The 25,599-nt window shown below is 44.3% G+C and carries 24 protein-coding genes and 7 tRNA genes; 27 read left to right on the top strand and 4 right to left on the bottom strand.

Annotation, left to right across the window (positions count from 1 at the left end; genetic code table 11):
• The first annotated feature begins 14 nt into the window (after window positions 1-14).
• From porT to DQN70_RS05720, 8 genes are all read left to right on the top strand, one after another.
• A complete protein-coding gene (gene porT, locus DQN70_RS05760; RefSeq protein WP_023938855.1) occupies window positions 15-740 on the top strand; it encodes a type IX secretion/gliding motility protein PorT/SprT in 726 nt (241 codons plus the stop codon).
• 764 nt (window positions 741-1,504) lie between these two features.
• Window positions 1,505-2,182 (top strand): tetratricopeptide repeat protein, encoded by a 678-nt coding sequence (locus DQN70_RS05750; RefSeq protein WP_023938845.1) that lies wholly within the window; start codon window positions 1,505-1,507, stop codon window positions 2,180-2,182.
• A 2-nt stretch (window positions 2,183-2,184) separates the two neighbouring features.
• Window positions 2,185-2,694 carry a 6,7-dimethyl-8-ribityllumazine synthase gene (ribH, locus tag DQN70_RS05745; RefSeq protein ID WP_023938843.1) on the top strand — a complete coding sequence of 170 codons (510 nt, stop codon included), beginning with the start codon at window positions 2,185-2,187 and terminating at the stop codon, window positions 2,692-2,694.
• A 29-nt stretch (window positions 2,695-2,723) separates the two neighbouring features.
• A tRNA-Tyr gene (locus tag DQN70_RS05740) sits at window positions 2,724-2,806 on the top strand.
• A gap of 57 nt (window positions 2,807-2,863) precedes the next feature.
• Window positions 2,864-2,936: transfer RNA gene (locus DQN70_RS05735), tRNA-Gly, on the top strand.
• 35 nt (window positions 2,937-2,971) lie between these two features.
• Window positions 2,972-3,057, top strand: a tRNA-Leu gene (locus DQN70_RS05730).
• A 30-nt stretch (window positions 3,058-3,087) separates the two neighbouring features.
• A tRNA-Gly gene (locus tag DQN70_RS05725) sits at window positions 3,088-3,160 on the top strand.
• Between the two features lie 333 nt (window positions 3,161-3,493).
• Window positions 3,494-4,525, top strand: coding sequence for an AMP-binding protein (locus DQN70_RS05720; protein WP_042225628.1), 1,032 nt, complete (start codon window positions 3,494-3,496; stop codon window positions 4,523-4,525).
• Window positions 4,526-4,597: 72 nt separating this feature from the next.
• Here DQN70_RS05720 and mnmH read toward each other — a convergent pair whose 3' ends face one another.
• From mnmH to DQN70_RS05700, 4 genes are all read right to left on the bottom strand, one after another.
• The gene (gene mnmH, locus DQN70_RS05715) at window positions 4,598-5,620 is read right to left on the bottom strand and encodes a tRNA 2-selenouridine(34) synthase MnmH (RefSeq protein WP_023939403.1); all 1,023 of its coding nucleotides are present in this window, start codon (window positions 5,618-5,620) and stop codon (window positions 4,598-4,600) included.
• 14 nt (window positions 5,621-5,634) lie between these two features.
• On the bottom strand, window positions 5,635-6,561 hold the full coding sequence (gene fmt / locus DQN70_RS05710) for a methionyl-tRNA formyltransferase (protein ID WP_231968789.1): 927 nt from the start codon (window positions 6,559-6,561) through the stop codon (window positions 5,635-5,637).
• 186 nt (window positions 6,562-6,747) lie between these two features.
• Window positions 6,748-7,452, bottom strand: coding sequence for an LrgB family protein (locus DQN70_RS05705; RefSeq protein WP_023938835.1), 705 nt, complete (start codon window positions 7,450-7,452; stop codon window positions 6,748-6,750).
• Between the two features lie 8 nt (window positions 7,453-7,460).
• Window positions 7,461-7,820: a CidA/LrgA family protein gene (locus tag DQN70_RS05700; protein ID WP_023939405.1), complete on the bottom strand. Its 360-nt coding sequence runs from the start codon at window positions 7,818-7,820 to the stop codon at window positions 7,461-7,463.
• Window positions 7,821-8,251: 431 nt separating this feature from the next.
• On the opposite strand from DQN70_RS05700, the gene DQN70_RS05690 reads away from it, so the two are divergent.
• From DQN70_RS05690 to coaD, 19 genes are all read left to right on the top strand, one after another.
• Window positions 8,252-10,486 (top strand): RelA/SpoT family protein, encoded by a 2,235-nt coding sequence (locus tag DQN70_RS05690; protein WP_042225636.1) that lies wholly within the window; start codon window positions 8,252-8,254, stop codon window positions 10,484-10,486.
• A 56-nt stretch (window positions 10,487-10,542) separates the two neighbouring features.
• On the top strand, window positions 10,543-11,202 hold the full coding sequence (gene bioD, locus DQN70_RS05685) for a dethiobiotin synthase (protein WP_023939408.1): 660 nt from the start codon (window positions 10,543-10,545) through the stop codon (window positions 11,200-11,202).
• A gap of 116 nt (window positions 11,203-11,318) precedes the next feature.
• A tRNA-Lys gene (locus DQN70_RS05680) sits at window positions 11,319-11,391 on the top strand.
• A 71-nt stretch (window positions 11,392-11,462) separates the two neighbouring features.
• Window positions 11,463-11,535, top strand: a tRNA-Lys gene (locus tag DQN70_RS05675).
• A gap of 173 nt (window positions 11,536-11,708) precedes the next feature.
• Window positions 11,709-12,410 (top strand): energy transducer TonB, encoded by a 702-nt coding sequence (locus DQN70_RS05670; RefSeq protein WP_023938827.1) that lies wholly within the window; start codon window positions 11,709-11,711, stop codon window positions 12,408-12,410.
• Window positions 12,411-12,628: 218 nt separating this feature from the next.
• On the top strand, window positions 12,629-13,612 hold the full coding sequence (locus DQN70_RS05665) for a polyprenyl synthetase family protein (RefSeq protein WP_023938824.1): 984 nt from the start codon (window positions 12,629-12,631) through the stop codon (window positions 13,610-13,612).
• Between the two features lie 19 nt (window positions 13,613-13,631).
• Entirely contained in the window at window positions 13,632-14,414 is a 783-nt protein-coding gene (locus tag DQN70_RS05660) for a TatD family hydrolase (protein WP_023938822.1), read from the top strand.
• A 153-nt stretch (window positions 14,415-14,567) separates the two neighbouring features.
• Window positions 14,568-14,655: transfer RNA gene (locus DQN70_RS05655), tRNA-Ser, on the top strand.
• 49 nt (window positions 14,656-14,704) lie between these two features.
• Window positions 14,705-15,520 (top strand): MotA/TolQ/ExbB proton channel family protein, encoded by an 816-nt coding sequence (locus DQN70_RS05650; protein WP_023938819.1) that lies wholly within the window; start codon window positions 14,705-14,707, stop codon window positions 15,518-15,520.
• Window positions 15,521-15,535: 15 nt separating this feature from the next.
• The gene (locus DQN70_RS05645) at window positions 15,536-16,003 is read left to right on the top strand and encodes a hypothetical protein (RefSeq protein WP_023938817.1); all 468 of its coding nucleotides are present in this window, start codon (window positions 15,536-15,538) and stop codon (window positions 16,001-16,003) included.
• 36 nt (window positions 16,004-16,039) lie between these two features.
• Entirely contained in the window at window positions 16,040-16,657 is a 618-nt protein-coding gene (locus tag DQN70_RS05640) for an ExbD/TolR family protein (RefSeq protein ID WP_023938815.1), read from the top strand.
• A 15-nt stretch (window positions 16,658-16,672) separates the two neighbouring features.
• Window positions 16,673-17,152 (top strand): ExbD/TolR family protein, encoded by a 480-nt coding sequence (locus DQN70_RS05635; RefSeq protein ID WP_036887567.1) that lies wholly within the window; start codon window positions 16,673-16,675, stop codon window positions 17,150-17,152.
• A gap of 293 nt (window positions 17,153-17,445) precedes the next feature.
• Window positions 17,446-18,168 (top strand): rhomboid family intramembrane serine protease, encoded by a 723-nt coding sequence (locus DQN70_RS05625; RefSeq protein ID WP_036887525.1) that lies wholly within the window; start codon window positions 17,446-17,448, stop codon window positions 18,166-18,168.
• On the top strand, window positions 18,152-18,973 hold the full coding sequence (locus tag DQN70_RS05620; RefSeq protein WP_023938808.1) for a rhomboid family intramembrane serine protease: 822 nt from the start codon (window positions 18,152-18,154) through the stop codon (window positions 18,971-18,973). The genes DQN70_RS05625 and DQN70_RS05620 overlap by 17 nt, the downstream gene beginning before the upstream one ends.
• Window positions 18,951-20,123 carry an endonuclease/exonuclease/phosphatase family protein gene (locus DQN70_RS05615; RefSeq protein ID WP_023939410.1) on the top strand — a complete coding sequence of 391 codons (1,173 nt, stop codon included), beginning with the start codon at window positions 18,951-18,953 and terminating at the stop codon, window positions 20,121-20,123. The genes DQN70_RS05620 and DQN70_RS05615 overlap by 23 nt, the downstream gene beginning before the upstream one ends.
• 60 nt (window positions 20,124-20,183) lie before the next feature.
• The gene (locus DQN70_RS05610; protein WP_036887523.1) at window positions 20,184-21,998 is read left to right on the top strand and encodes a Na/Pi cotransporter family protein; all 1,815 of its coding nucleotides are present in this window, start codon (window positions 20,184-20,186) and stop codon (window positions 21,996-21,998) included.
• Between the two features lie 34 nt (window positions 21,999-22,032).
• Entirely contained in the window at window positions 22,033-23,166 is a 1,134-nt protein-coding gene (locus DQN70_RS05605; protein ID WP_023938803.1) for a hypothetical protein, read from the top strand.
• Window positions 23,163-25,085, top strand: a complete 1,923-nt coding sequence (locus tag DQN70_RS05600) for a DNA topoisomerase IV subunit B (RefSeq protein ID WP_023939412.1) — start codon at window positions 23,163-23,165, stop codon at window positions 25,083-25,085. The genes DQN70_RS05605 and DQN70_RS05600 overlap by 4 nt, the downstream gene beginning before the upstream one ends.
• A gap of 40 nt (window positions 25,086-25,125) precedes the next feature.
• Complete coding sequence (coaD, locus tag DQN70_RS05595; protein WP_052115583.1) at window positions 25,126-25,593, top strand: pantetheine-phosphate adenylyltransferase; 468 nt, start codon at window positions 25,126-25,128, stop codon at window positions 25,591-25,593.
• The last annotated feature ends 6 nt before the right edge of the window (window positions 25,594-25,599 follow it).

The following is a 25,599-nucleotide window of genomic DNA, read 5'->3' as shown; positions in this document are numbered from 1 at the left end:
TTTATTGATCAAAGATGAAGTCTACCAAGCTACATATATTAGGATTGCTACTAACCCTGCTTAGCTTGTCTGTAGGACAGACGAGTAACGCTTTGGCACAACGGGAAGTTCCCAAGAACAGACCATATGCAGATATGAAGCTGTACCATTTGGGCTTTTTCATTGGTTCGGACTTCCAAGACCTCAAGATCAGTAACGCTGGATTTGTGGATGAGCAGGGACGGAGCTTATTTGCAGATATTAGTTCCTATTCGCCCGGCTTCATCGTAGGAGTAATAGCCAACCTTAATCTTCTTCCAGATCTTGACTTGCGTTTTTTACCGGCTCTACATTTCGGAGATCGAAGTTTTGCCTACAGTGATGGGCAAACGGAGATCAAACGATTCTCCCAAAGGTCGAACTATCTGTCAGCTCCTCTGATGCTTAAATACAGCTCTCGCAGACTAAACAACATGCGCCCATATGTCATCGGAGGAGGCTATGCTGCATTGGAGTTGGGACAAAAAGAGGGTGCCTATCTCAAGATGAAACCCTTGGATTTCGGGCTAAAAATAGGCATCGGCTGCGACTTCTATATGCCTTTCTTCAAATTATGTCCAGAATTAACCTTCGCCTGGGGGTTCGTCAATGTACTGCAACCTGATCGACCCGACTTGGCCGAGTCTCCCGATCTGATCTATACACAGACGATAGGAAAGGCTGTGACTCGGATGGTCACACTTACATTCAACTTTGAATAGGCACTACCGCAAATCGACACACTATTTTCCCCACAAACCTGAAAGAGAAACTTCTGAAGAGAGAGAGAGAGAGAGAATGGGCATAAATCTATCGATGCTTGCCCGACACCAAACACATTGCACGCAATAGAACAAACAGTATTCCCTAAACATTCTGAGGAAACTCTCTGAAATATATTTCCTCGCCCCAGAATACACACTTTCGTTTATTTCTGCATTTTTATGTTTCCTCTACATACTTCCTTTTCTGTTCAGATAAGGGGGTCTGAGGCGGTGTTTTTCTACTCCTTTTTGAGAGGTGACAGGAGACATTTTTTGCTGACACGGGAGAGAGCAAAAATTCTCTCCCGTGAGAGCAAACTTTTTCTCCTGTGTTAGCAAAATTTCTCTCAGGAGAGAAATTCGACCCTCTCAGAACGCCCTATTCATAGGCATTCTGAGGAGGCATTAAAAAGCCGATAAAGAGGATTGGATTTGTCCGCCTACGGCAAGCCCTTTTCCCCCTATTTTCCGGATTTTACCCCGAGCAAAAGTTTACAAATCATGCCAGATTTGACGGGAAGAAACAGGACTCTATTTCAAGAGCACTACCTCGAAGATTGTTCCCCATCTTCTCCGGCTTTGGCCATGCAACTTAGTATGCCTGTTGCTCACTTTATCAATGTTCCTTTCAGGCCTGAAATAGTTATTGTTATTGCTGCAATTGTACTATCTTTGCTTCGTTTCTCAAAAGCAAGAAAACATCTTAAGAATTAAACATAGCTATGTCTAAAAAAGAACTTCCAAACGACAAAGTGATCGAGGAGATCGCATCGAAATCCGAGCGTTATGTAGAAAAAAACATTTCTAAGATCCTCGTTGTGGTATTGGCTCTGATTGCCATTGTGGCTGGTGTATTTGCCTATCTGCAATTCGTAAAAAAGCCTAAGGCAGAGAAAGCTGCGACAGAGCTTTACATGGCAGAAAGTGCATTCATGGAAGAAAGAGATTCTTTGGCCCTGAATGGATCGACCAACAACTTAGGTTTGCTCGAAATTGCCAAAAAGTATTCATCCACTCCTTCGGGAAATCTAAGCCATGCTTACATAGGAATTATCTACTACGACATGGGCAAATACGAAGAAGCCTTGCAAGAGCTGAAAAAGTTCTCTGCTTCTGAAAAAATAGTTTCTCCCTCTATCGAACGGCTCAAAGGGGACTGCTATGTACAATTAGATAAGCCACAAGAAGCGATTAAAAGCTTTGAAAAAGCAGCCAAAGATGCCTCAAACGAAGCTATCTCTCCTCTCTGCCTACTCAAAGCCGGCCGTGTATACGAAAGTTTGAAAGATTACGACAATGCGCTCAAGACCTATCAGACAATCAAGGAAAAATACTACATGGCACCGGAAGCCAATACTGTAGCTGCTGACATCATACGGGTAGAATCGCTGAAAAAATAAAAATGGCAACACTGGCTCATATACAAAGCGACGAACTCCTACAAAGCCCCATACAGGACGCCCACCTGCGCAAGATAGCGATTGTGGTGGCCGAATGGAATAGCAGGATAACAAAAGCTCTCTTGGACGGAGCTGTAGAAACCCTGCAAGAACAAGGAGTGAAAGAAATATCCGTCACACAAGTCCCGGGGACTTTCGAGCTGACATATGGCTGTGCAAAAATCGTGAGAGAAGGTTCTGCCGATGCCGTTATTGCCATAGGCTGTGTAGTGCGGGGCGATACGCCACACTTTGACTATATCTGCCAGGGGGTAACTCAAGGCCTTTCTTCTCTCAACAGCTTGACAGACAAACAAATTTGTCGCCCAATCCCTGTCATCTTCGGGGTATTGACCACCAATACAATGGAGCAAGCCGAGGAGAGAGCCGGAGGAAAATTGGGAAATAAGGGAGCTGAAGCTGCTATTACTGCACTAAAAATGTGTGCTCCCTATTGCTATTACGAGAAATAGTAATATCTTTGCATCGCCTTTAGGGAAAAGGGCAGTTACCAGAGTGGCCAAATGGGGCTGACTGTAACTCAGCTGGCTTACGCCTTCGGTGGTTCGAATCCATCACTGCCCACTCACTTTCCTACAGTGCAAATACAGACTTTGGTAGTACGGCGGTACTACGGTCTTTGCGGAAGTAGCTCAGTTGATAGAGCATCAGCCTTCCAAGCTGAGGGTCGCGGGTTTGAGCCCCGTCTTCCGCTCTCTCGTGATACGATCAGACCTTCGACAAGAGGATGCCCGGATGGTGGAATGGTAGACACGAAGGACTTAAACTCCTTTGGCCATCTTTTGGCTGTGCGGGTTCAAGTCCCGCTCCGGGTACTCAAGACCGGAGTCCCCAAGAAAATCCAGGCGGAAATAGCTCAGTTGGTAGAGCACAACCTTGCCAAGGTTGGGGTCGCGGGTTCGAATCCCGTTTTCCGCTCTGTTAGACTTTAACTCTTTCACTTATGCAGTGGAAGAGTTTTTTTATATACGGTCTATAGGGTCTCCTACCTCAAAAGTTTTCAGACCCTTATAGAGCATTGCACAAGTTCTCCGCAAGGCTGTTTTGGCAGTCTTGGAGGATGAGACTCACAGAGTACAGTAATGACAAAAGCATAGGGAATATGCTCCAAGTCTCGACGAACAATACATCAACCACCGTATTGCACAGAGGGTTCCTTTAGCAAGGAAAAAGAGAGCAAACCTCTATGCCAAGAACAATTGACTTCTGACCGTTTTTGCTACCTTCGGAGAGACGAAAAGAATTCATCCTATGTCTGATCAAAAAAAGGAATATCCCCATATGACCTCTATAGAGCAAGACTTGGAAGACTTTCTGTCGCTATGGTTTTCTCCAAGCCAGGACTTACCAACCTATACCAGTGGCAGCACCGGCTCCCCTTCTCTCATACATATCGACAAGAGGAATATGCTGCAAAGTGCAGCCATCTCCGTACGCTACTTTAATATTCAACCACAGGATACAGTCTGGCTCTGTTTGCCCATGCATACCATCGCAGCTCGTATGCTTGTGTTGCGCAGCATCGTTGCAAAAGCCCGGCTTTTGTGCACCCGCCCTCAGACAAATCCTTTTTGTGATTTACCACCAAGCGAAGGCATTGACTTTGTCTCACTGACACCCCACCAACTCAGCCACATCGCTCGCTCAAGCGAAGATTGGGAAAGGCTACTCCAATGCAAACAGGTACTTCTCGGAGGAGCACCCGTACCAGAAAATCTATTAGCTCGGCTCCAGACAGCACCAAATAAAATCTACCTATCCTATGGCATGACCGAAACTCTCTCTCATGTTGCTATTCGCAAACTTTCGGGAGTAGATGCTTCAGAACGTTTTTACACCCTGCCCGGCTATCACGTAAGGCAAGACTCCGATTGCAGAGCCATAATAGACTTACCATGGGGACAAACAATACATAGCAATGATTTGATAGAGCAATTCCCGGACAAGGGCTTTTGCATCAAAGGGCGAGTAGACAATACAATCAATAGCGGAGGAGTGAAGCTACAAATAGAAGCGATTGAAGACCTCTTATCACAACATAGCTCTCATGCTTTTTGTATCTGTCCGGCTCCCCACCTTTCTCTGGGGCAATGTGTAGCCCTACTCTCCCCATCCGACTGGGATCCTCAATTATTGGATGAGTGGCTTCGGCCAATCAATCCATACTACATTCCCAAATTGATTATTCGCTCCGAAGTACCGTTGTTATCCAATGGCAAAATAGACCGAACCCGAGCTTCGGCTTTGGCCGAAAATTGGTACAAGGAACAATGCAAAAAATAAAGAAGGAGGGGGAACCACCAAGAGAGAATCTCTTGACAAGAGAGATCGTGCGAAGATAGATTACAATGCAGTTTATTTTGAGGATACAATTCGCTCCAGCTGTTGGAGCAGTTCAAAGATGTTCTTCTCATGATCAAAATAGAGGCGTGCCAGCTCTTTTCCGCTGAACAATTTACCAGAGGAGGATTGATAAGCTTTGTCGTAGTAATGCAAAGCAATAGAAATGGCCTTGGGATAATCTTTCTCTCGCACCGCACAAATTGCAGCATCGGTTTGTACGGAACCGAGACGTCTGGATATTTTTTCAAAAGCACTGACCAACATCTCAGAAGGCAAAGTTGCGTAGTCTGCCACAATACGTTCTATTCGTTTCTCTATGGGTGCTTCTATTGTGATATAGTCAGCTCGTTTCATTCTTTCAAACAAAGCATCCGGGATATCTACAGATCCGACCTTCTTGCTCTCACTCTCCAAAAAAATCGGCCGAGAAAGATCCATCTGCAATAGTTGCAGCAAGATAAAATTGGCCATCATCTCGTTAGAGGGCTGGGAGGTATTTGGCAAATAACCGAAGGCTGATCCTTTGTGCCGGGCAAGTCCTTCCAAATCTATGACTTGTACTTGTCTTTCGGCAAGAGCTTGCAACAAAAGAGTCTTCCCGACTCCGGTAGCTCCATGCAATAGAACAATACGTTCGGCTTTATCCAGCAGAGAAGGAAGCTGCTGCCTAAAAGCTCTATATCCACCAGAATATACAGCCACATCATAACCATAGAGCTGCAAAAGCCAAGACAGGGAAGCACTTCGCATCCCTCCTCTGGCACAGTAGAGCATCAATGGCTGTGTTCGTTTCCCTCCGGAAAGCTCTAATACTTGAGAGTCAAAGAGGGAGAGTTTGGGGGCGATTAATTTCAACCCTAAGCTAATAGCCTCCTCTCGACCTTGCTGCACATAGACCGTCCCGACCTCTGCTCGCTCCTCATTACTAAAGAGTGGCAAGTTTTTAGCTCCGGGAATATGCCCCTTTTCGTACTCCTCGGGAGAACGAACATCCAGCCAGATCTTATCGCTAAACGGAGGGTATATAGCATTCATAAGTGGAGGGCGAACTACCTAAGGCCATTCAGTAAATCTCGGTCTGTCATTGGCCTCTTGCCGGGAGGCTGCAAGCGTGTCACTCGCACCGCTCTGTCTGCACAACCCACCCAAAGCTCCTTTCCCTGATGCACATAGCACGTACCGGGTCTCAAACGAGAAGGGATCCCGGAAGGCGGTTCAGCCCAGGGATCAAGTTCATATATCTTGTAAGTCTGTGCCGGATGATTCTCTATGGAAAGCTCACTCCATGCAGTAGGCAATGGAGCTAGACCACGTACAAAGTTGTGCAAACGCACTGCTGTCCACCCCCAATTTACTTCGCAATCGGGCTTGAATATTTTCGGAGCGGAACGCAACTCTCCGGTTTCGAGACTCTTCTGACTGATCGGTTTACTATTCCCCGAGAGCAAATCTCTGACACTCTTGAGCAATAAATCTGCACCCAAAAGGGTCAATTTGTCATGCAACTCCCCGGCTGTCTCATTCGGCCCTATAATTGTCTTCGCCTGGTCCAGCACATCTCCCATATCAATCTCATGTTTGAGCAAAAAAGTACTCACCCCAGTGAGTGATTCGCCATTTATTACAGCATGATTGATCGGTGCAGCTCCTCTATACTGTGGAAGTAACGAACTATGCAGATTGACAGTCCCTAAAGGCGGAAGGCTCCACACCTCCCTTGGTAACATACGGAATGCAACCACAACACCCAGATCGGGCTTTAACTGCTTCAAACGATCTACAAAGGCCAGATCACTCAGCTTTTCCGGTTGCAACACTTCGATTCCATGCTCCAGAGCACATAGCTTAACTGTGGAACACTTCACTTTGTGTCCTCTTCCCATTGGTTTGTCCGGCATAGTGACTACAGCCACGACATTCAATTCTGCTTCGATCAAAGCCTTAAGAGGTTCGACTGCAAAATCTGCAGTTCCCATATATACGATACGACTCGGCAACATCTAATTTGCTTACGGTTCTTCTGCTAAAAACTTATCGGGGGACAAAGGTAGACAGATGTTTTCACTATCCATTTCAACGAGAAAGAGTGGATAAAGGGAAAGCATTTATCTCTTTTTGAATATGGCAGGTACTCCTACATCAAACAAAATAACGCCTCTCTTTCATCGGAACAGATCTATCACAAGATTTACCAAAGGAATAAGGATAGAGGTAAATACCCCCATGATTCCGATCGCCAACCCGGACAAAGCTCCCTCTATTGCCCCCAGTTGGATAGCCACCGAGGTACCCACACCATGAGCCGAAGCCCCCAAAGCCAAACCCTTGGCGATACTACTCTCTATACCCGAAAGGCGAAAAAGGGGTGGCCCGACCAACCCTCCAACGATCCCGGCTACAACGACAACCACAGCAGTCAGGGCAGGGATACCACCGGATTGCTCCGACAGTGCAATGGCAATAGGAGTTGTGACCGAACGGGGTTGCATTGAAGCCGCAATTACATCATTGGCTCCAAAGAGGTAGGCCAATGAGACCACACTTATCAAACCGGCAACGGCCCCCATAAAAACAGAACTAAGAATAGAGAGAACACGCCCCTTGAGGTGGGAAGACTGCTCGTACAGCACATAGCCGAGTGCCACTACAGAAGGGCCGAGCAAGAAACTGATCATTTGACTTCCCTTCTGATAAGACTGATAATCTACCCCTGACACAAGCAACAGACCTATGATACTTGCAATTGTCACAGCTAAAGGATGCAACAGACCTATGTGCCACTTAGCATAGATTTTCTTGCTCGAAAGATAGATCCCGATTGTCAGAGGTAAACAATATAGAGGATTGGAAAGGATTGTCTGTAACATATTTTAAGTCATTTGTACCGTTTCGCAGAATGGTTTTCCATTCGCTGTTGAGAAAAAGCAACCACCCAGAGGACAACTGCTGTACTTACAATCATAGAGATCACGATAGCAGCCCAATACTGCTTCAATAGGTCGATTTGTGTAATAAGTCCAACTCCGGCCGGGACAAAAAAGATCCCCATATTCTCGGTGAGGAAATTAGAAGTGGCATCAACTTTGGGAGGTCTGATAATTCTCATTCGAAGAGCCAAGAATAGCAGCATCATACCCAACACGCTTCCGGGGACAAACTGTCCTATCAATAGGCTCACTCCCTCTCCCAAAGCATAGAAAAGAAGTATGTAAAATATCTGTATCAAGTATTTCATACGACAAATACGCTATTTAGAAACATGAGTCGCAAATGTACGAGAGATCTACCAGAAATATCCTTAACAGAGAGATTGTTTTTGCGAGATATAGCTTTCGTCAGAAACATGGGTAAACAGTATTTTTTCATACAAATGCAGAAAAGCATTCCAAGAGAGTACAAGAAAATTCGCACTAGCTCTTTGCCAGGAGTTAGAGAAATCCCCCCTTTGCAAAGAGAAGAATCGACAGTCTTACTTTGGCAAAAGGAAGTAATAGAAACCTCTTTTATTGCTAAATTTGTTGGTAGATAAAGTATAGACAAATGGCAACAGAGATAGACAAGAATAATCATAACGAAAACGAGCTTTCAGACCCGATATTGGATTCTTCGGCACAAACATCACAAACCGGGGGGGATGTGTGGGTCTTGACTCCTGCGACCTCCGAGATGACAGACGAAGAAATTGTGGAGAGGGCTTATGGAGAGTTGATCAAGACCTACCTGCAGTCCAATCACAGACAGAAAGTAGATAAGATCGAGAAGGCTTTCCGTCTGGCCAACGAAGCTCACAAGGGAGCCAAACGCCGTTCGGGGGAGCCATACATCCTGCATCCTATTGCGGTCGCTCAGATTGTTTCGCAGGAAATTGGATTAGGCTCTACCTCCATTTGCTGTGCCTTGTTGCACGATGTCGTAGAAGACACCGAATATACGGTTGAGGATATTCGGGACATGTTTGGCGACAAGGTTTCCCAAATCGTAGATGGATTGACAAAAATATCAGGAGAGGTATTCAGCAACTCCTCTCTTCAGGCAGAGAACTTCCGCAAACTCATTCTCACAATGAACGATGACATCCGAGTCATCCTCATCAAAATGGCGGACCGCCTGCACAACATGCGCATCTTAGCCTCCATGCATCCAGCCAAACAACTCAAAATTGCGGCTGAAACGATGTATGTCTACGCTCCATTGGCTCACCGTCTGGGGCTATTTGCTATCAAAAGTGAGCTGGAAGACTTGAGTTTCCAATATGAGCATCCCGAAGAATTTGAGAGTATCAAAGCCAAAATCAAGAATACAGATGAACACCGACAGGAAATTTTCGACCATTTTGCCGCACCGGTTTTCTCTGCTTTGGACAGTTTGGGAATTAAGTATGAGATAAAAGCACGTGTCAAGAGCATCTTCTCCATATGGAAGAAGATGCAAAAGAAAGGAGTAAGCTTTGAGGAGATATACGACCTCTTTGCTGTACGGATCATTTTTGAATCTTCACCAGAGCAGTCGGATAAGAATCGATGTTGGGAGATCTACTCCGCAATCACCGATATATACAAGAGTAGACCGGAGCGTTTGAGAGACTGGGTTTCCGAGCCAAAGAGCAATGGATACCAAGCATTACACCTCACAGTGATGGGCCCAGATGGCGAATGGGTGGAAGTACAAATCCGGAGCCGAAGAATGGACGAGATAGCAGAGAAAGGCTTTGCCGCTCATTGGAAGTACAAAGGAGACAATGTGGAAGAAGATTCGGAGTTGGACAAATGGCTTCGCACTATCCAGGAAATTCTAGTTAATCCGAACCCCAATGCGATGGATTTTCTCGATACGATCAAGCTCAACCTCTTTTCAGGTGAGATCATGGTTTTTACTCCCAAAGGAGAAATTGTGAAATTGCCACAAGGAGCCACAGCTCTCGACTTTGCCTATGCCATTCACACAAATATCGGACATCAATGTATTGGGGCTAAAGCCAATCACAGGTTAGTACCTATGTCTTACAAATTGAGTAGTGGAGACCAAGTAGAAATTCTTACAAGCAAGACTCAGGAGCCAACGGAAGAGTGGATTGCCTTTGTAACGACGGCCAAAGCGAAGTCCAAAGTAGACGCTTTTCTGAGAAAAAAGCATCGTGATATAGCTGCTTTAGGGCAGGAAAAAGTCGAAACTCTTATCGGGAACAACCAAGTCTCTTCCAACATAACCAATCTGGATAAGCTGGCGGAATATTTCGGATTTTCCACTCGAGAGGAATTTTTCTATGCCGTAGGTAGCGGAAGCGTGACCCTACCGGATTCTCTCAAAAAACTACCGGCCATCTCTGCTGATGGGAAAAGTGGGAATATCTTTATGCGATTTTTCCGTTCTGCCTTGGGCGGGGGAAATAAATCCTCTCAACCCATAGCTAGTCAACCCCTGGAGGTACACGAACACAAGTTCAACCCCAAAGAGATCTATGTGTTGAGCGACAGCTTGGCTAAACCAAATTATGAAATCGCACCTTGCTGTAAACCCATCCCGGGAGATGATGCTTTTGGCTTTATCAGCGATGATAACAAAGTGATTGTACACAAGCGTTCCTGCCCTGTGGCAATGAGGCTAAAGAGCAGCTATGGAGACCGTATTCTATCCACTCGCTGGAGCGAACACGTCAAGAGTACTTTCGAGGCAACTCTTTCTATCAAGGGGATAGATTCCAATGGCATCCTTAATGCCATTGCTCAGGCTTTTAAGAAAGAACTCACAATCAATGTGCGTGAAATTCATTTGACAGCCAAAGACGGCATCTTCAGTGGTAAGATCAAGTTACTTGTACACAGTGTAATGGATGTACACCGTGTATGCCAGACATTGGGCAAAGACACTGCTATCAAGAATATCGGCCGCATCATAGAGTGACCCCCCTATAAAGGGCATCAGCAAAACAGTATCTGCAAATCATTGAAACATTCGTTATGACAATACCTCCTATTCTATTCGTCTCAGGTATAGATACCAACATTGGGAAGACTTTTGCTACAGCTTTTTTGGCACAACGCTTCTCCTCCGAAGGCAGCAAGGTAATTACCCAAAAGATGATCCAAACAGGCTGCATAAAGGAGAGTGAAGATATCCTTGAGCACCGACGCTTGCTTGGTCAATCAACTTTACCGGAAGACAAAGAAGGTCTCACCTGCCCCTATATATTCAGCTACCCTGCTTCTCCACATCTGGCAGCAGAGAAAGACGGACGAACAATCGAGCTGTCTCATATAGACGAATGTACCAAAGGTCTCCTACAAAAGGGATATGACAGTATTGTATTAGAGGGTGCCGGAGGATTGATGGTTCCAATTCACCGAGACTACCTAACTCTGGATTTTATAGCAGACAGACACTACCCTTTAGCTCTGGTAACCAGTGGAAGACTCGGAAGCCTAAATCACACACTAATGAGTCTGGAGCTCTGTTACCAAAGGGGAGTGGAAGTACTGTATGTTATATATAATGAATACCCCTCAGCAGATAAACTGATAGAGCAAGACACCTATGACTATCTGGATAATTATCTACAATCTCACCATCCCCATTGTTGTCTTCTGAGGATGCCGGCTCTGGTATGTCCTCCGAGATAACGTGAAGAAAGAAGAAGGCTTTTCAATTCTGCAATTTTTAGATAAAGACACTTGTGCATTCAAAAAATAAGCCTAATTTTGCAGCCGTCTAAAGAGACACAAGCAACAGAAGAGTAGACTCCGTAGCTCAGTTGGTAGAGCAAATGACTCTTAATCATTGGGTCGAGAGTTCGAGCCTCTCCGGGGTCACAGATCCATGAGAATTCGCCATTGTGCAGCTCTGTTTTGTGAAGATCGCTCTTCTCTGCTTGTCAGTTGTAGACTCCGTAGCTCAGTTGGTAGAGCAAATGACTCTTAATCATTGGGTCGAGAGTTCGAGCCTCTCCGGGGTCACTACAGGATTATGAAGCACTGTACCTCTTTTCGGGTACAGTGTTTTTTTGTACTCTGCTTCGTGCAAGGATGACTCCAAGGATGGCAAAAATATCTACAGAAATAGATAGCTGGGATAAAAAAACTTTGTACTTTTGTTCCAAGCAAGAAATATCAAAACGTAGAAAGCATATATGGAAATCAAGAAATCGCCGAAAGCGAACCTGGAAAAAGGCAAGGGACTATCTTTCTTGCTAGGGCTGGTATTGGCACTCTCCGTGTTATATGTCTTTTTGGAGCTTCGCTCTTATGATAAGGCCGAAGCCATGGAGAATGACAAGTTAAACATTGCCGACATTGAGGACACACTCATTGTGGAAGATCCTCAAGAGGAAGAAAAGCAACCGGAACCCGAGGAAACTAAGGTTCAGGAAGTACAGTTGCCCGAAGAGTTCAAGGTAGTAGACAACGAGCAGAAAGTAGAGAAAATATCACTTGTTTCTGCTGATGAAAATCGCAAGTTGCCACCTCCTGCTCCGGTGATAACAGCTCCAGTAAAAGAAGAAGATGATGAAAATAAGGTTTTCATGATTGTGGAGCAGCAGCCCGAGTTTCCAGGAGGTACAGCTGCCTTGATGAAGTGGCTTAGCTCGAATGTTCGTTATCCAGAGATTGCCATAGAGAATAACATACAAGGGCGCGTGATTGTGAGCTTTGTGGTGGAGAAGGATGGTTCTACAACAGATGTCAAGGTAGTCAGAGGTGTAGACCCCGCGCTGGATAAGGAAGCTGTGCGACTGGCTAGCAGCATGCCCAAGTGGACTCCAGGTAAACAACGTGGAAAACCGGTTCGTACTCGCTTTACTTTGCCAGTAGCATTCCAGTTGAGAAATTAAAGCCGTCTATCCGGTTTAATCATACTTTGGCAGATTACTTCATCTTATAAATCTGTCTCAAAAAGAGGGACTACCCTTTCTCAGCAATGAGTAAGGGTGGTCCCTTTTCTTGTCTCTCTGTTGCTCCTCAAGAACCAGCTACATCAAAAGCAAAACCCTCTCAAGAGTACATTCGTATTATACACCGCATATTACATCTCACTTGTTTTCTCTAAATCATGGTCGACACAACTCATATTCTCCAAGACATAGAAAGCTGTATAGCTCAGTTAACAGAAGAACAAACAACCGTTACTAACCTCTACGAACCTATTAGTTATAGTCTCAAGGCTGGTGGCAAAAGACTCAGACCAGTACTTTGTTGTCTCAGTGCACAAGTTTTTGCGAACTACCAGTTGGCACTGATTCCAGCTATTGCAATAGAACTTTACCACAATCACACTCTTGTACATGATGACATCATGGATCGTTCCTCTCTACGTAGGGGACTCCCTACTGTCTATAGTAGATGGGGAGAAGAGCAAGCCATATTGTCCGGGGATGCGATGTTACTCAAAGCTTACGAATACCTAGATAAAATGGAAGATCGAGCACTATTGGCAGAAATTCTACCTCTGTTTACTCGCATGGCTCTCCTTGTCTGCGAGGGACAGCAGTACGATATCGAATTTGAAACAAGACAGGATGTTACCATAGAGGAATATCTGCAGATGATACAACTAAAAACGGCCGAGCTACCGGCCTATGCTGCCAAAATAGGGGCTATCTGCTCTCGTGCAGCCTCTCGCAAGGAGATAGATCTGATATACCGTTTCGCCATTGCATTAGGGATGGCTTTCCAGTTGCAAGATGATTACCTCGATGTTTATGCCGACACTTCTGTATTCGGTAAGCCGATAGGAGGAGACATCATAAACAACAAGAAGACCTTCCTTCTCATTTCGGCTATGAACAGAGCAAAGGAGAAGGATAAGAACCTGCTTACACAAAGATTAAATGGGCAACTGACAGAAACGAATGAAGAAAAAATTTCTTGGGTAACCGATCTCTATAACCGGCTGCACATTCCGGCGCTTTCGGCAGAACTCATTCTACGATACCACACGCAGGCCAATGATTGTTTGTCTGAACTGCAAAGTATGGGACGCAATATTGAAGCTCTAAAAATTTTGCTCGATAAGATGGATCGCAGATCTGCCTGAAGTATCGGTTTACTGAGACATGATTATCGATTCGCATACCCATATATATGAGCCCGAATTTGATGAAGATCGGGACAATGTTGTCCAGAGAGCTCTGCAAGTAGGGGTTGAGCACTGTATTCTACCCAATATCGATTTACAAAGCGTGGATCGTGTATGCCAAACTGCGATGCAATATCCTCACTTTTGCTCCATTGCAATGGGCCTGCACCCGACCTCTGTAGACAAAGATTGGGAGGATCAACTAAACTCTATCTATACATATCTTCACAAACTTCCCCTAGTAGCCATAGGAGAGGTGGGGATGGATCTCTATTGGGATCAATCTTATATCATACAACAGCGAGCAGCCCTAGAAAAACAAATTTCTTGGGCTTTAGAGTTGGATTTACCTCTCATTCTACATAGTCGGGATGCCATAGCAGAGACAATAGGTTGCATCCGAAGAGCTGATTCTCAAGGGAAAAGTTCGGGCGTATTCCACAGCTTTACCGGCACAGAAAAAGATCTGGATAGCATATTGGCTCTACCTAATTACATGGTCGGGATCAACGGTGTACTGACTTTCAAGAAATCTTCTTTGTCCGGTTTCATAGGCAAAATCCCTCTTGACCGTCTACTTGTCGAGACCGATGCTCCATATCTTGCTCCCGTACCTCGCAGAGGTAAGAGAAATGAACCCGCTTATTGTACTTATATTCTTGAGCATTTGTCGAAAATCTTTGGAGTGCAAATCAGTGATATAGCGCAACAAACGACAGAGAATGCCATCCGATTATTTCGCCTCTTCAAAAAAAAGTAGAGACAAATGCAGTGTAAGTGCAGAAAAAAACATAGATTTGCGGAGTATTCGCTTGGGATCTGTCGCCTTGGAGAGTCTTTATATCTCTCGCAAGCGCGCGTTCATGCGATTTACGGTTAGCAGGAAGAGCCTGTATACACGGTGAAAAAGATTGGAGAGGTGCTCGAGTGGCTGAAGAGGCGCGCCTGGAAAGTGCGTAAACGCCGAAAGCGTTTCGCGGGTTCGAATCCCGCCCTCTCCGCAAGCATAGAAAAGAATAAAAAAACAATTAATTCAAATTTCAAATCACGATGAAAAAGTTTTTCGCAAGTATCGTATGCATAGCCTTCTTGTCGGCAGGGATAAGTGCTCCGGCATTGGCTCAGGATGAGAGTGCAGCCCAAGCTGACAGCACCGCTCCGGTAGAGACGGTAGAATCGGTTGAAGAAGAAGCTGCTGCTACCCAGATGCAGCCCGAAGAGCAAGTGGGCTTTCATCAAGCTCTCAAAACCAAATTCATCGAGGGTGGTCCTGACTTCATGGCACTCGTAGCTATCGCCCTTATTTTGGGTTTGGCAATCTGTTTGGAGCGTATTATTTACCTCAACCTCGCCGATACCAACTACGAAAAATTTCTCGCTGAAATCGAAGCAGCTCTTGATCGTGGAGATGTAGAAGGAGCTAAGGACATTGCCAGAGATACTAGAGGCCCGATTGCGTCTATTACCTATCAAGGCTTGATGCGTATCGAACAAGGCATTGACGTTGTAGAACGCTCGGTTGTATCTTACGGAGGTGTACAAGGAGGTCTTCTTGAGAAGAACCTTTCATGGATCACTCTCTTTATTGCCATGGCTCCATCTCTCGGATTCTTGGGTACTGTAGTAGGTATGGTGCTTGCTTTCGACAACATTGAGCGTGCCGGAGACATCAGCCCAACAGTTGTTGCGGGTGGTATGAAAGTGGCTCTTATCACCACTATCGGGGGGCTTGTTGTAGCACTGATCCTTCAGATTTTCTACAATTATATTCTGTCTAAGGTAGAAGGTATTCTGAACAGAATGGAAGATGCTTCTATCTCTCTCATCGACTATGTGATCAAGTATAATCTGAAGTACAACAAATAAAAATCCATCTCTGTAATGGCTGTAACAAAAATCAGAAAGCTCTCCAGCTGGACGCTTTTGGCCTTCATGGCGATCTCTGTGGTCGTTCTGTTGGCCTTCTTTCTGGGCGGAAGCGTTATGGAAGGAGCTCACAAGATATACAACTTCACGGATGGCCTCCTGTACTGGACTTACGCCATTTTCTTCATCACGGCTATCGCTGCCATCATCTTTGCTCTGACAGGGCTTATAAAGTCTTTCCAGACCAATGCAAAGAAAGCTCTCTTGTCTGTCGGTAGTGTCGTGTTGTTGGCTGTTGTAATGATCATATCCTATGCTATCGGAGGGACCAATCCATTAGAGCTGAATTCAGACTCTGCAGTGTACAACACTCCGGAGATGCTCAAGCTTACCGATATGTGGCTCTTCACGATTTATATCATGGGAGCTCTCGTATTGTTATCTATTGTTTGGGGGGCTGTGCGTAAGGCTTTCAACCGCTGATCCTTGTAATCTAGAATAACCTAAGAACAAAAAGCTATGGCTCGAAAGAAAAGAAAAACTCCGGGGATTAACGGATCGTCATCTGCCGACATTGCTTTTATGTTGCTTATCTTCTTCCTGATTACGACTTCAATGGATACAGATAAAGGTCTGAAGAGGCGCCTGCCTCCTCTCTCCGAAAAGCAACAGAATAAGCCCGATGTGGAGATCAACGACCGCAATATTATGCGCCTTTTGGTCAATCGCCAAGATAAAATCGTGATCTTCAAGAGAGGTGGTGGTGCCGCGGGAGATCGAACTATACCCGTCAAACTGGAAGATCTCAAAGACATCGCGGTTCGTTTTATCACGAATCCTAACAACAGCCCTGATCTACCGGAGAAGGAAGTCCGTGAAATTCCCTACTTAGGGACGATGAACGTGACAACTAGTAGTTATGCAATCTCACTAAAAAATGAGGTAGAGACAAGTTACCAGATGTATATCAATGTACAGAATGAGCTTCTCCGAGCCTACAATGAAGTGTGGGATGCATTGGCTAAGGAAAAGTTCCGGATGTCATTTGAGGAATTGTCTGCTGCTAAGCAGAAAGCAATCGTAGAGGCTTATCCGATGCATATATCGGAAATGCCACTGTCTAACCTTAGTAAATAAGAACTAACACAGGGTATGGGAAAATTTAGCAAAGCGGGTAAACGCGAGATGCCCGAACTAAACACATCTTCGCTACCAGACTTGGTGTTTGCATTCTTATTTTTCATCATGATGGTGACAACGATACGAGAAGTTTCTCCTAAGGTGCAGTACAGCCAACTACCGAATGCAACTGAACTCACAAAGCTGGAAGAAAAATCCTTGGTGACATATATCTACATAGGAAAGCCAACTCTTCCCTATCAGGTGAAGTATGGAACCAAGCCTTGCATCCAGCTGAATGACCAAATCACACTTGACCCCTCGGCCGTTTATACCTATGTAAAACAAGAAGAAGGTAAGATTCGCGATGAGCGTCGCAAGCTGATGACTGTTTCCATAAAGGGGGATAAGGAAATCAGTATGAAGGTTGTATCCGATGTAAAGGAGCAATTACGTAAGGCGAATGTGTTGAATGTAAACTATTCGGCTCGCAAGGGTAAGGAGAATAGATAAGCAAGAAGGACGAGTTTTTGCTCTCCTGAAGTCTGTCTAATACTGCTGGTAAGAGTTTTGATACTTTTGCCAGCAGTATTTCTTTTTTGGAGCAAGAAAAAGAAACAGTTCAAAAATATTCAGAGACGATCTCTCCTCTCAGAGACGAAACTGCTAATACAGCCTCCATAGGTAAGGAAGAGAGATTCAAATTTGTAGTTCAAGTCTACCTACAGATAGTAAGAAAGGAGAGCAAAAACATCTCAATCTTTTGTATTTTTGCTTAGCAATAAATCATAGTACTATATACTCGCATGAATAATTTCTTCTCCGGAATAGATAGAGCCATACCACCCTTCACAAAGCATCTAATTTTCATTAATCTCCTAATGTGGTTAGCTTCGATTGTTATGCCACGTTTTGGAGTGGACCTAATAGATGCCTTGGGATTACACTATGTAGGGGCCAGTAAATTCTATGCATTCCAGCTACTAACCAACATGTTCTTGCATAGCACAGAGAGTTTTACCCATATATTCTTCAATATGTTCTCTCTCTGGATGTTCGGACGAGCTGTGGAGCATTTCTGGGGAGGTAAACGCTTTTTATTGTTCTACATAGCATGTGGCTTATCCGCCTCTCTATTACAAGAAGTTGTTTGGTACTTCCAGTGCCGGGAGTTACCAGAGATGTTGGCTTTTTCTGATACTTTTGGCCTTTCACTTGAGCCAAAAGCAGAATATCTCAACCGCATTCTGGCTGTGGGAGCTTCCGGAGCTGTCTTCGGTCTGCTATTGGCATTTGGGATGCTCTTTCCAAATGCTGCTATCTACCTGTTTTTCATCCCCATTCCAATCAAGGCCAAATACTTTGTCATAGGCTATGGATTGTTGGAGCTGTATTTTGGTGTACGCAGTACCATCCCTGGCAGTTCGGATAGTATCGCTCACTTCGCTCATTTGGGAGGTATGATAGGCGGTCTAATACTCATCCTTTTCTGGCGACGAAAGGGGAAAATCAATGGTCCCTATTTCTAAGTCTCGTATACAAGACCGCTTCAGAAAAAGCTTCGGGACCAAACTTGAGGCTTTGATTGGAATTCAGTGCCTTATTTGGCTGCTGATGCTCGTTCTTTCGTTAATCATCGGCTCTACAAAATGGGTTGGAGAATGGTTGGGGCTACTGCCTGACTTCGAATCTCTCAGCCACAGACTTTGGGGACTATTCTCTTATATGTGGCTACACAACAGTTTGTGGCATCTGGGTATAAATTGCTGCCTGTTATTCCTCATTGGTCAGCTTTTTATACGCCAATACAGCAGCAAATATCTGTGGATAAGTTTCACATGCGGAGGGATCCTCGGTGGAGGCTTCTATGTACTGGGGTACAACCTTCTTCATCTGGGACTCGGGATGGGGCTTCTTTCACAGCCATTGTTAGGCTCTTCAGCTGCTGTCTTATCTCTGCTCTTCGCAGCTTCATTTGGGAAACCGGCTCTCTCCATACACATTCCCTTTTGGGGTAGGACCCAGTTGAAACATATAGGCTATGTTGCAGGTATGTTGGTTTTACTGGAATTTATTTGGGGAATTGTGCATCCTACCAGCAGTCACTTGGGGTCAGGTATGGCACATTTGGGAGGCTGCTTAGGAGGATTACTACCAGCTTGGCTCCTTCGTCGAACGATAAGATCCTCATCCACAATCCGAAGAACTGTAAAAAAAAGAGATAAAGAAGATATACTGAACAAGATAAGGCATTCTGGATACAGTAGCCTGAACAAAGAAGAAAAGGAGATTCTATTAAAGGATAAAAAAGATGGTTTCGAAAAAACGTCATAGCAAAAAAATAGCCAACCATCTATTTAGAGCAACCGGGAAAGTTGTACTCTGCATCTGTATAGGCATCAATCTACTCTATCTCCTCTCTGTATGCAGCCCCTACATATCAGGCCGCCTAGTCTTCCCAGCCCTTTTAGGTCTGGCTTTTCCCTTAGTCCTATTAGCCCAGCTGTTCGTTTTGATTTTTTGGCTTCTAAGACGAAAATGGATTTGGGCTACAATCAATTTTGCACTGATACTTCTGGCCTACGACGCAACCCTCACCATATTCCCCATGAATGGAATACAAACCATTCCAGCAACAGACTCTATACAAATTATCTCTTACAATGTGGGAGCTTTTGGTTTTGTGGAACACAGCAAGTCTTCTCCGAATCCGATACTCCACTACTTAAAAGAAAACAACGCAGATATCGTCTGTCTACAAGAAGCACGCTTAGCGACATTAAGTATCGGAGACTTAAAAGCCTATCTCCCACAATACAAGTATATCCACACAACACATGCACAACCAGACAGGGGGTCGCGACTGGCAATTTTGTCTAAATGGCCCATCATGAGTACACAACGAATTGCTTACCCTTCTCGATTCAATGGTTCTATGGCTTATCGATTGAGAATCAAAGGAAGAGATATTTTAGTCATAAACAATCACCTCGAGAGCTTCAAAATAACAGGCAATGACCAAAAGTCTTACCATAATCTGGCCCGACAAGGAGAGGCAAAAAAGCTATCGCTCAAGGTCGTACGAAAGCTCATCCCAGCCTTCTCTAGTCGAGCTGCCCAAGCTGAGCGTGTAGCCAAATTTGTAGCAGACAACCGAGATGCCATAATCATTTCTTGTGGAGATTTCAATGATACTCCACACTCTTACACCAGACATTGCATGAGTCAAGGGCTCAAAGATGCATTCAAGGATAGTGGATATGGCTTGGGAATATCTTTTCACTCTTCTTACAGTCGATTCTTAAGAGCCAGACTCGACTACATCCTACACTCCCCTTCTTTACAAAGCAGGAATTGCAGAGTAGACAATTCGATAAAAACCAGTGACCACTACCCCATATCTGTTACTCTTTATTTACCTAGTAGTGACGGAAAAACCTCTGTAGAGAGTCTTGACAGAGCACGTATGTATACAAATATTTAGTGCAATATTTCAATTACCTTTGTGCTGCATAGTGTAAGCTCAACCTCATAACACGATTGTATGGAATATACATTTCTCGATTTTTTGACCCTGATCGGATCCCTTGGAATCTTCTTGTATGGGATGAAATTAATGAGTGAGGGCCTGCAAAAGATAGCAGGCGAACGTATGCGCTCCATCCTGTCTGTGATGACCTCAAATCGCATTTTAGGAGTCTTCACCGGGCTGTTGATCACCGCACTCATACAATCGTCCAGTGCCACGACCCTAATGGTGGTGAGCTTTGTGAATGCCGGTCTCCTTTCTTTGGCACAGTCTGTTTCGGTCATCATGGGGGCCAATGTTGGCACAACGATAACAGCATGGATTATCTCTGTCTTCGGGTTCAAGGTAGATTTGAGCACCTTTGCTCTACCTTTGGTGGCCTTCACGATACCTCTTATCTTCTCCAAGAAAAGTGAATGGAAAAACTGGGGAGAATTTATTTTAGGATTTTCTATTCTCTTCCTTGGTTTAGGGTTCCTAAAAAGCTCCATGCCAGACTTGAAAAGCAACCCCGAAATACTATCTTTCCTACAGAACTACACTCAAATGGGCTATGGGTCTGTATTCCTTTTTTTGGGGATAGGAACCATACTCACAGTTGTTGTACAAAGCTCTAGTGCTATGGTTGCGATAACTCTGATTATGTGTTCCAAGGGATGGATACCTTTCGAAATGGCGACAGCCATGGTATTGGGGGAAAATATAGGTACAACGATCACGGCCAATTTGGCTGCTATCAATGCCAATACTAATGCTAAACGGGCAGCTCTATCACACTTGATGTTTAATGTCTTTGGTGTGGTATGGGCACTAATTTTATTTTACCCTTTGAATGGTTTGATACGCTCTATTCTGGAGTCGACAGGAGGAGGTGACCCCAACGCTCTTTTCCATAGGATGGACGAACTCTCCCGTATGTATGATGCTGAGACAATGAATGGAATTACCACTGGTACTCTAATGAGTAATCCTCAGTATGCAGCTATCCATGCAGAGTTGGCAACAATGGGCGTTTCGGTGAGTTTTGCTCTATCCCTCTTTCACACCCTCTTCAATGTATGCAATGTCGCAGTAATGGTTTGGTTTGTAAATATCTATGTCAATATTTGCACAAAACTACTACCAGCAAAGGCAAAAAAAGAGGAAGACTCTCATTTGCGCTTTGTATCATTCGGTATGCTCTCCACTTCAGAGCTTAGTTTAGTACAAGTCAGGAGAGAAGTACGTACATTCGGGACTCGTGTGGCGAGAATGCTAAACATGAACGAGCAACTGTTAGAAGAGAAAGACAGTAACGAATTTTCGGCCATTTACAATCGTATCGAGAAGTACGAGAATATCTCTGACCGTATGGAGGTGGAAATCGCCACTTATCTTAATAAGCTCTCTGAAGGACGTCTCAGCTCTGAAGCCAAGGAGGAGGTTCGAGTAATGATTAGAGCCATATCAGAGATTGAGAGTGTTGGCGATGCCTGCTACAACATAGCCAGAAGTATCAAGAGACGAAACGAAGGGAAGTCTGTATTTACCAATGAGCTGAATGAACAGGTAAAAGCCATGTTTGCTTTGTGCTACCGCTCAATCGACAGGATGAATGAAATCCTGGAGCAAAATGAATACAGCTTGGATGATATGCGAGAGTCCTACGATATTGAGAACGAAATCAATAACTTGCGAGACAGTCTCAAAGTGAAAAACCTCGAAGATATGCAGGCCAAGTTATATGAATATCAAGATGCCGTGTATTACATGGACATCATAGATGAATGTGAAAAGTTTGGAGACTATGTGCTGAATGTAGTTCAAGCTTTGGTCGAAAAGAAAATATAGATTCGACCTACGAAAACAAAGAGGATTTGATCATATGAGTGTAGAAATAAGAGAAATCACAAAAAAAGCGGACTTGCGGAAATTTGTCAAGTTCAATTTGGACTTATACAAAGGCAACCCTTACTATGTACCAGGCTTGATCAATGATGAAATGATGACACTCGACAAAAGTGTCAATCCGGCTTTCGAATTCTGTGAGGCGGCCTATTTTTTAGCCTACAAAGACAATCGAATAGTAGGTCGCATAGCCGGAATTATCAATCATAAATCTAATGAAGCTTGGAATCAAACTCATGCCCGATTCGGATTCGTCGATTTTATAAATGATGATGACGTAGTAGATGCACTTTTCTCTGCGGTAAAGGATTGGGCTCTATCCAAAGGAATGGATATGTTACATGGTCCTATGGGATTTGCCGATATGGATCATGAAGGCATGCTCATCGAAGGTTTTGATCAGCTCGGTACTATGGCCACGATCTACAATTATGCTTACTATCCCAAGCAATTAGAGCGCATTGGATTTGTGAAAGATCAGGATTGGAAGGAGTTCAAAATTTATGTACCAGAAGAAATCCCGGAGAAGCACATCCGAATATCTGAATTGGTCCGCAAGAAATACGGACTGAAAACTCTCAAATTCAAGACTAGAAGTGATATAATGCAGTACGGCAGACGCATATTTGAAACACTCAATGCAGCTTATGCCAATCTGTACGGATTTTCGGAACTCTCATCTAACCAGATTGACTACTACATCAAGATGTATCTACCAATGGTACGTCTTGACTTTGTTACCGTGATCGTACGCGAGACTGATGATAAAGTAGTTGGTATTGCTATCACTCTCCCAAATTTGAGTAAAGCTCTACAAAAAGCCAAAGGGAGCTTGTGGCCACTGGGCTTTGCACATCTGCTCAAAGCTCTGAAATCGCCACCTAAGGTAGTAGACCTCTATCTGGTGGGAGTATTACCCGAATATCAAAACAAAGGGGTCAATGCATTACTTTTTGATGACCTGATTCCTATTTTCAGGAAAAACAAAGTAGAATATGCAGAGAGTAATCCTGAGCTGGAAACCAATATGGCGGTACAGATGCAGTGGAATTATTTTGAACGTAAGCACCACAAAACGAGACGAGCATATATCAAACGCATTGATAGATGAGTACAGTCTCTTATAGCGATAGCGATATCAAGACCCTTGAGTGGGATGAACATATCCGTCGCCGGCCTGGCATGTATATTGGCAAGCTCGGTGATGGAACGTACCCAGATGATGGGATATATGTGTTACTGAAAGAGGTTCTAGACAACTCAATAGACGAGTTCGTAATGGGGGCTGGCAAGCATATCCGGTTGGATATAGCTGATGGGTCTGTTGTGGTAAGAGACTTCGGTCGCGGTATCCCTATGGGCAAGCTGGTAGATGCAACCAGCAAAATGAACACAGGAGGGAAGATAGATTCCAAAGCATTTAAAAAATCTGTTGGCCTGAATGGAGTAGGTATAAAAGCGGTGAACGCACTATCCTCTCTTTTCAAAGTAACGGTCTGGAGAGACGGTAGTAGCAAGAGTGTAACCTACGCGAAGGCTCAGCTCTTAGAAGAGACAGAAGCCTTTCCCAGTGAAGAAAAATCCGGGACAGAGGTTCGTTTCACGCCAGACAACTCTCTATTCAAGAACTACCACTATCGAGACGAATATGTGATAGCAATGGTCAAGAATTACGTTTTTCTAAATGCCGGTCTCACAGTCACATTTAATGGAAAAACGTATTACTCCAAGGAAGGACTCTCTGATCTTCTCCGGGAAAATATGACAGGAGAAGCCCTCTACCCAATCATTCATCTGAGAGACTCTGACATAGAGGTGGTCGTAACCCATACACAGCAATATGGGGAAGAATTTTACAGTTTTGTCAATGGACAAAACACAACACAAGGAGGTACGCATCTCAGCGCATTTAGAGAGGCGGTAGCTAGGGTTATTAAAGAGTTTTTTGCAAAAAACTTTGAGTACTCGGATATACGCTCCGGGATGAGTGCTGCTATCAGTCTCAAGGTGGAAGAACCCGTATTTGAAAGTCAAACAAAGACTAAACTCGGATCAAGAGATATGTATCCGGATGGCCCCACGATACAAAAATTCGTTGGAGATTTCTTAAAGAAGGAGCTGGATAATTACCTACATATCCATAGCGAGGATAGTGAAGCGATGCTACGCAAGATACAAGAGAGCGAGCGTGAGCGAAAAGCGATGAGTGGAGTGACAAAATTGGCTCGTGAACGAGCTAAGAAGTCTAACCTGCACAACCGTAAGCTACGTGATTGTACGACTCACTTCAACGATCCGAAAGCAAAGGAACCGGAACGTACTTCAATATTTATCACCGAAGGGAATTCGGCAAGTGGATCAATCACCACGAGTCGAGATCCTGCATATCAAGCTGTATTCAGCCTTTTGGGCAAGCCTCTCAATAGTTTTGGACTGACAAAGAAAGTTGTGTACGAGAATGAAGAGTTTAATCTCTTACAAGCAGCTCTGAACATAGAAGACGGAATAGAAGGACTCCGCTACAATCGGGTAATTATCGCTACCGACGCTGACAATGACGGGATGCACATTCGACTGTTACTAATCACTTTCTTTCTGCAATTTTTCCCTGACTTAGTACGCCGTGGGCATGTGTTTGTGTTAGAAACACCCCTTTTCAAGGTTGCACTCCCCAAAGAGGGACTAAAAGGAAGGAGCTTCTCTGATAAAAGCCAGAAGCGAAAAAGCAAGACGATTAGTATAGATCGGGATACTCCTTCTGTTATATATTGTTACTCCGAAGCTGAAAAACAACATGCCTTGCGTACTCTTGGCAAAAGAGCTCACATCACACGATTCAAAGGTCTTGGAGAAATATCAGCTGATGAATTCAAGGAACTTATCACAGAAGAGAATATCAAGCTGGAACCAGTACGTATGAAGCGAGAAGACAATGTAACTGACCTGCTTGCATTCTATATGGGCAAGAACACCCCCAAAAGACAAGACTTTATTATAGATAATCTTGTAGTGGATGAAGAGATGCTCTAATCCACCACATCACCTTATATCTCCTCTTTCGCCTGCTTAAATCATGCAAACTACAGCCTTTTACGCCGGATCGTTTGACCCTTTTACACGTGGACATGCTGATATTGTGGAACGTTCCTTGGCGTTGTTCGACAAAGTAATCATAGCAGTAGGCATCAATGATGCCAAACGTTGTCTTTTCAACCCACAAGTGCGTGTGAAACAAATCAGTAGATACTACAGCAAACAACCCAGAGTAGAGGTAATTGAATACGATACACTCACAGTAGATATTGCCTCCAGGCTTGGGGCCTCTGTTTTGGTTCGAGGTGTACGCTCCGGAGCTGATATGGAGTTAGAGCGCTCTTTGGCTGATTTAAATAGGCATATTGCCAGAATGGAAACAGTAATATTGCCAGCATCTCAACAACTCTCACATATTAGCTCGACTGTTGTACGAGAATTATTGCGTTTCGGACATAATGTAGCCGACTTCTTGCCCGATGGATTTGATCTGAACTGCGAGTAAACAAAC

The organism is Porphyromonas crevioricanis (assembly GCF_900476255.1).
Taxonomy (GTDB): domain Bacteria; phylum Bacteroidota; class Bacteroidia; order Bacteroidales; family Porphyromonadaceae; genus Porphyromonas; species Porphyromonas crevioricanis.
Note: the sequence above shows the minus strand (reverse complement) of the source record. Positions and strands in the feature narration are given on the sequence as shown.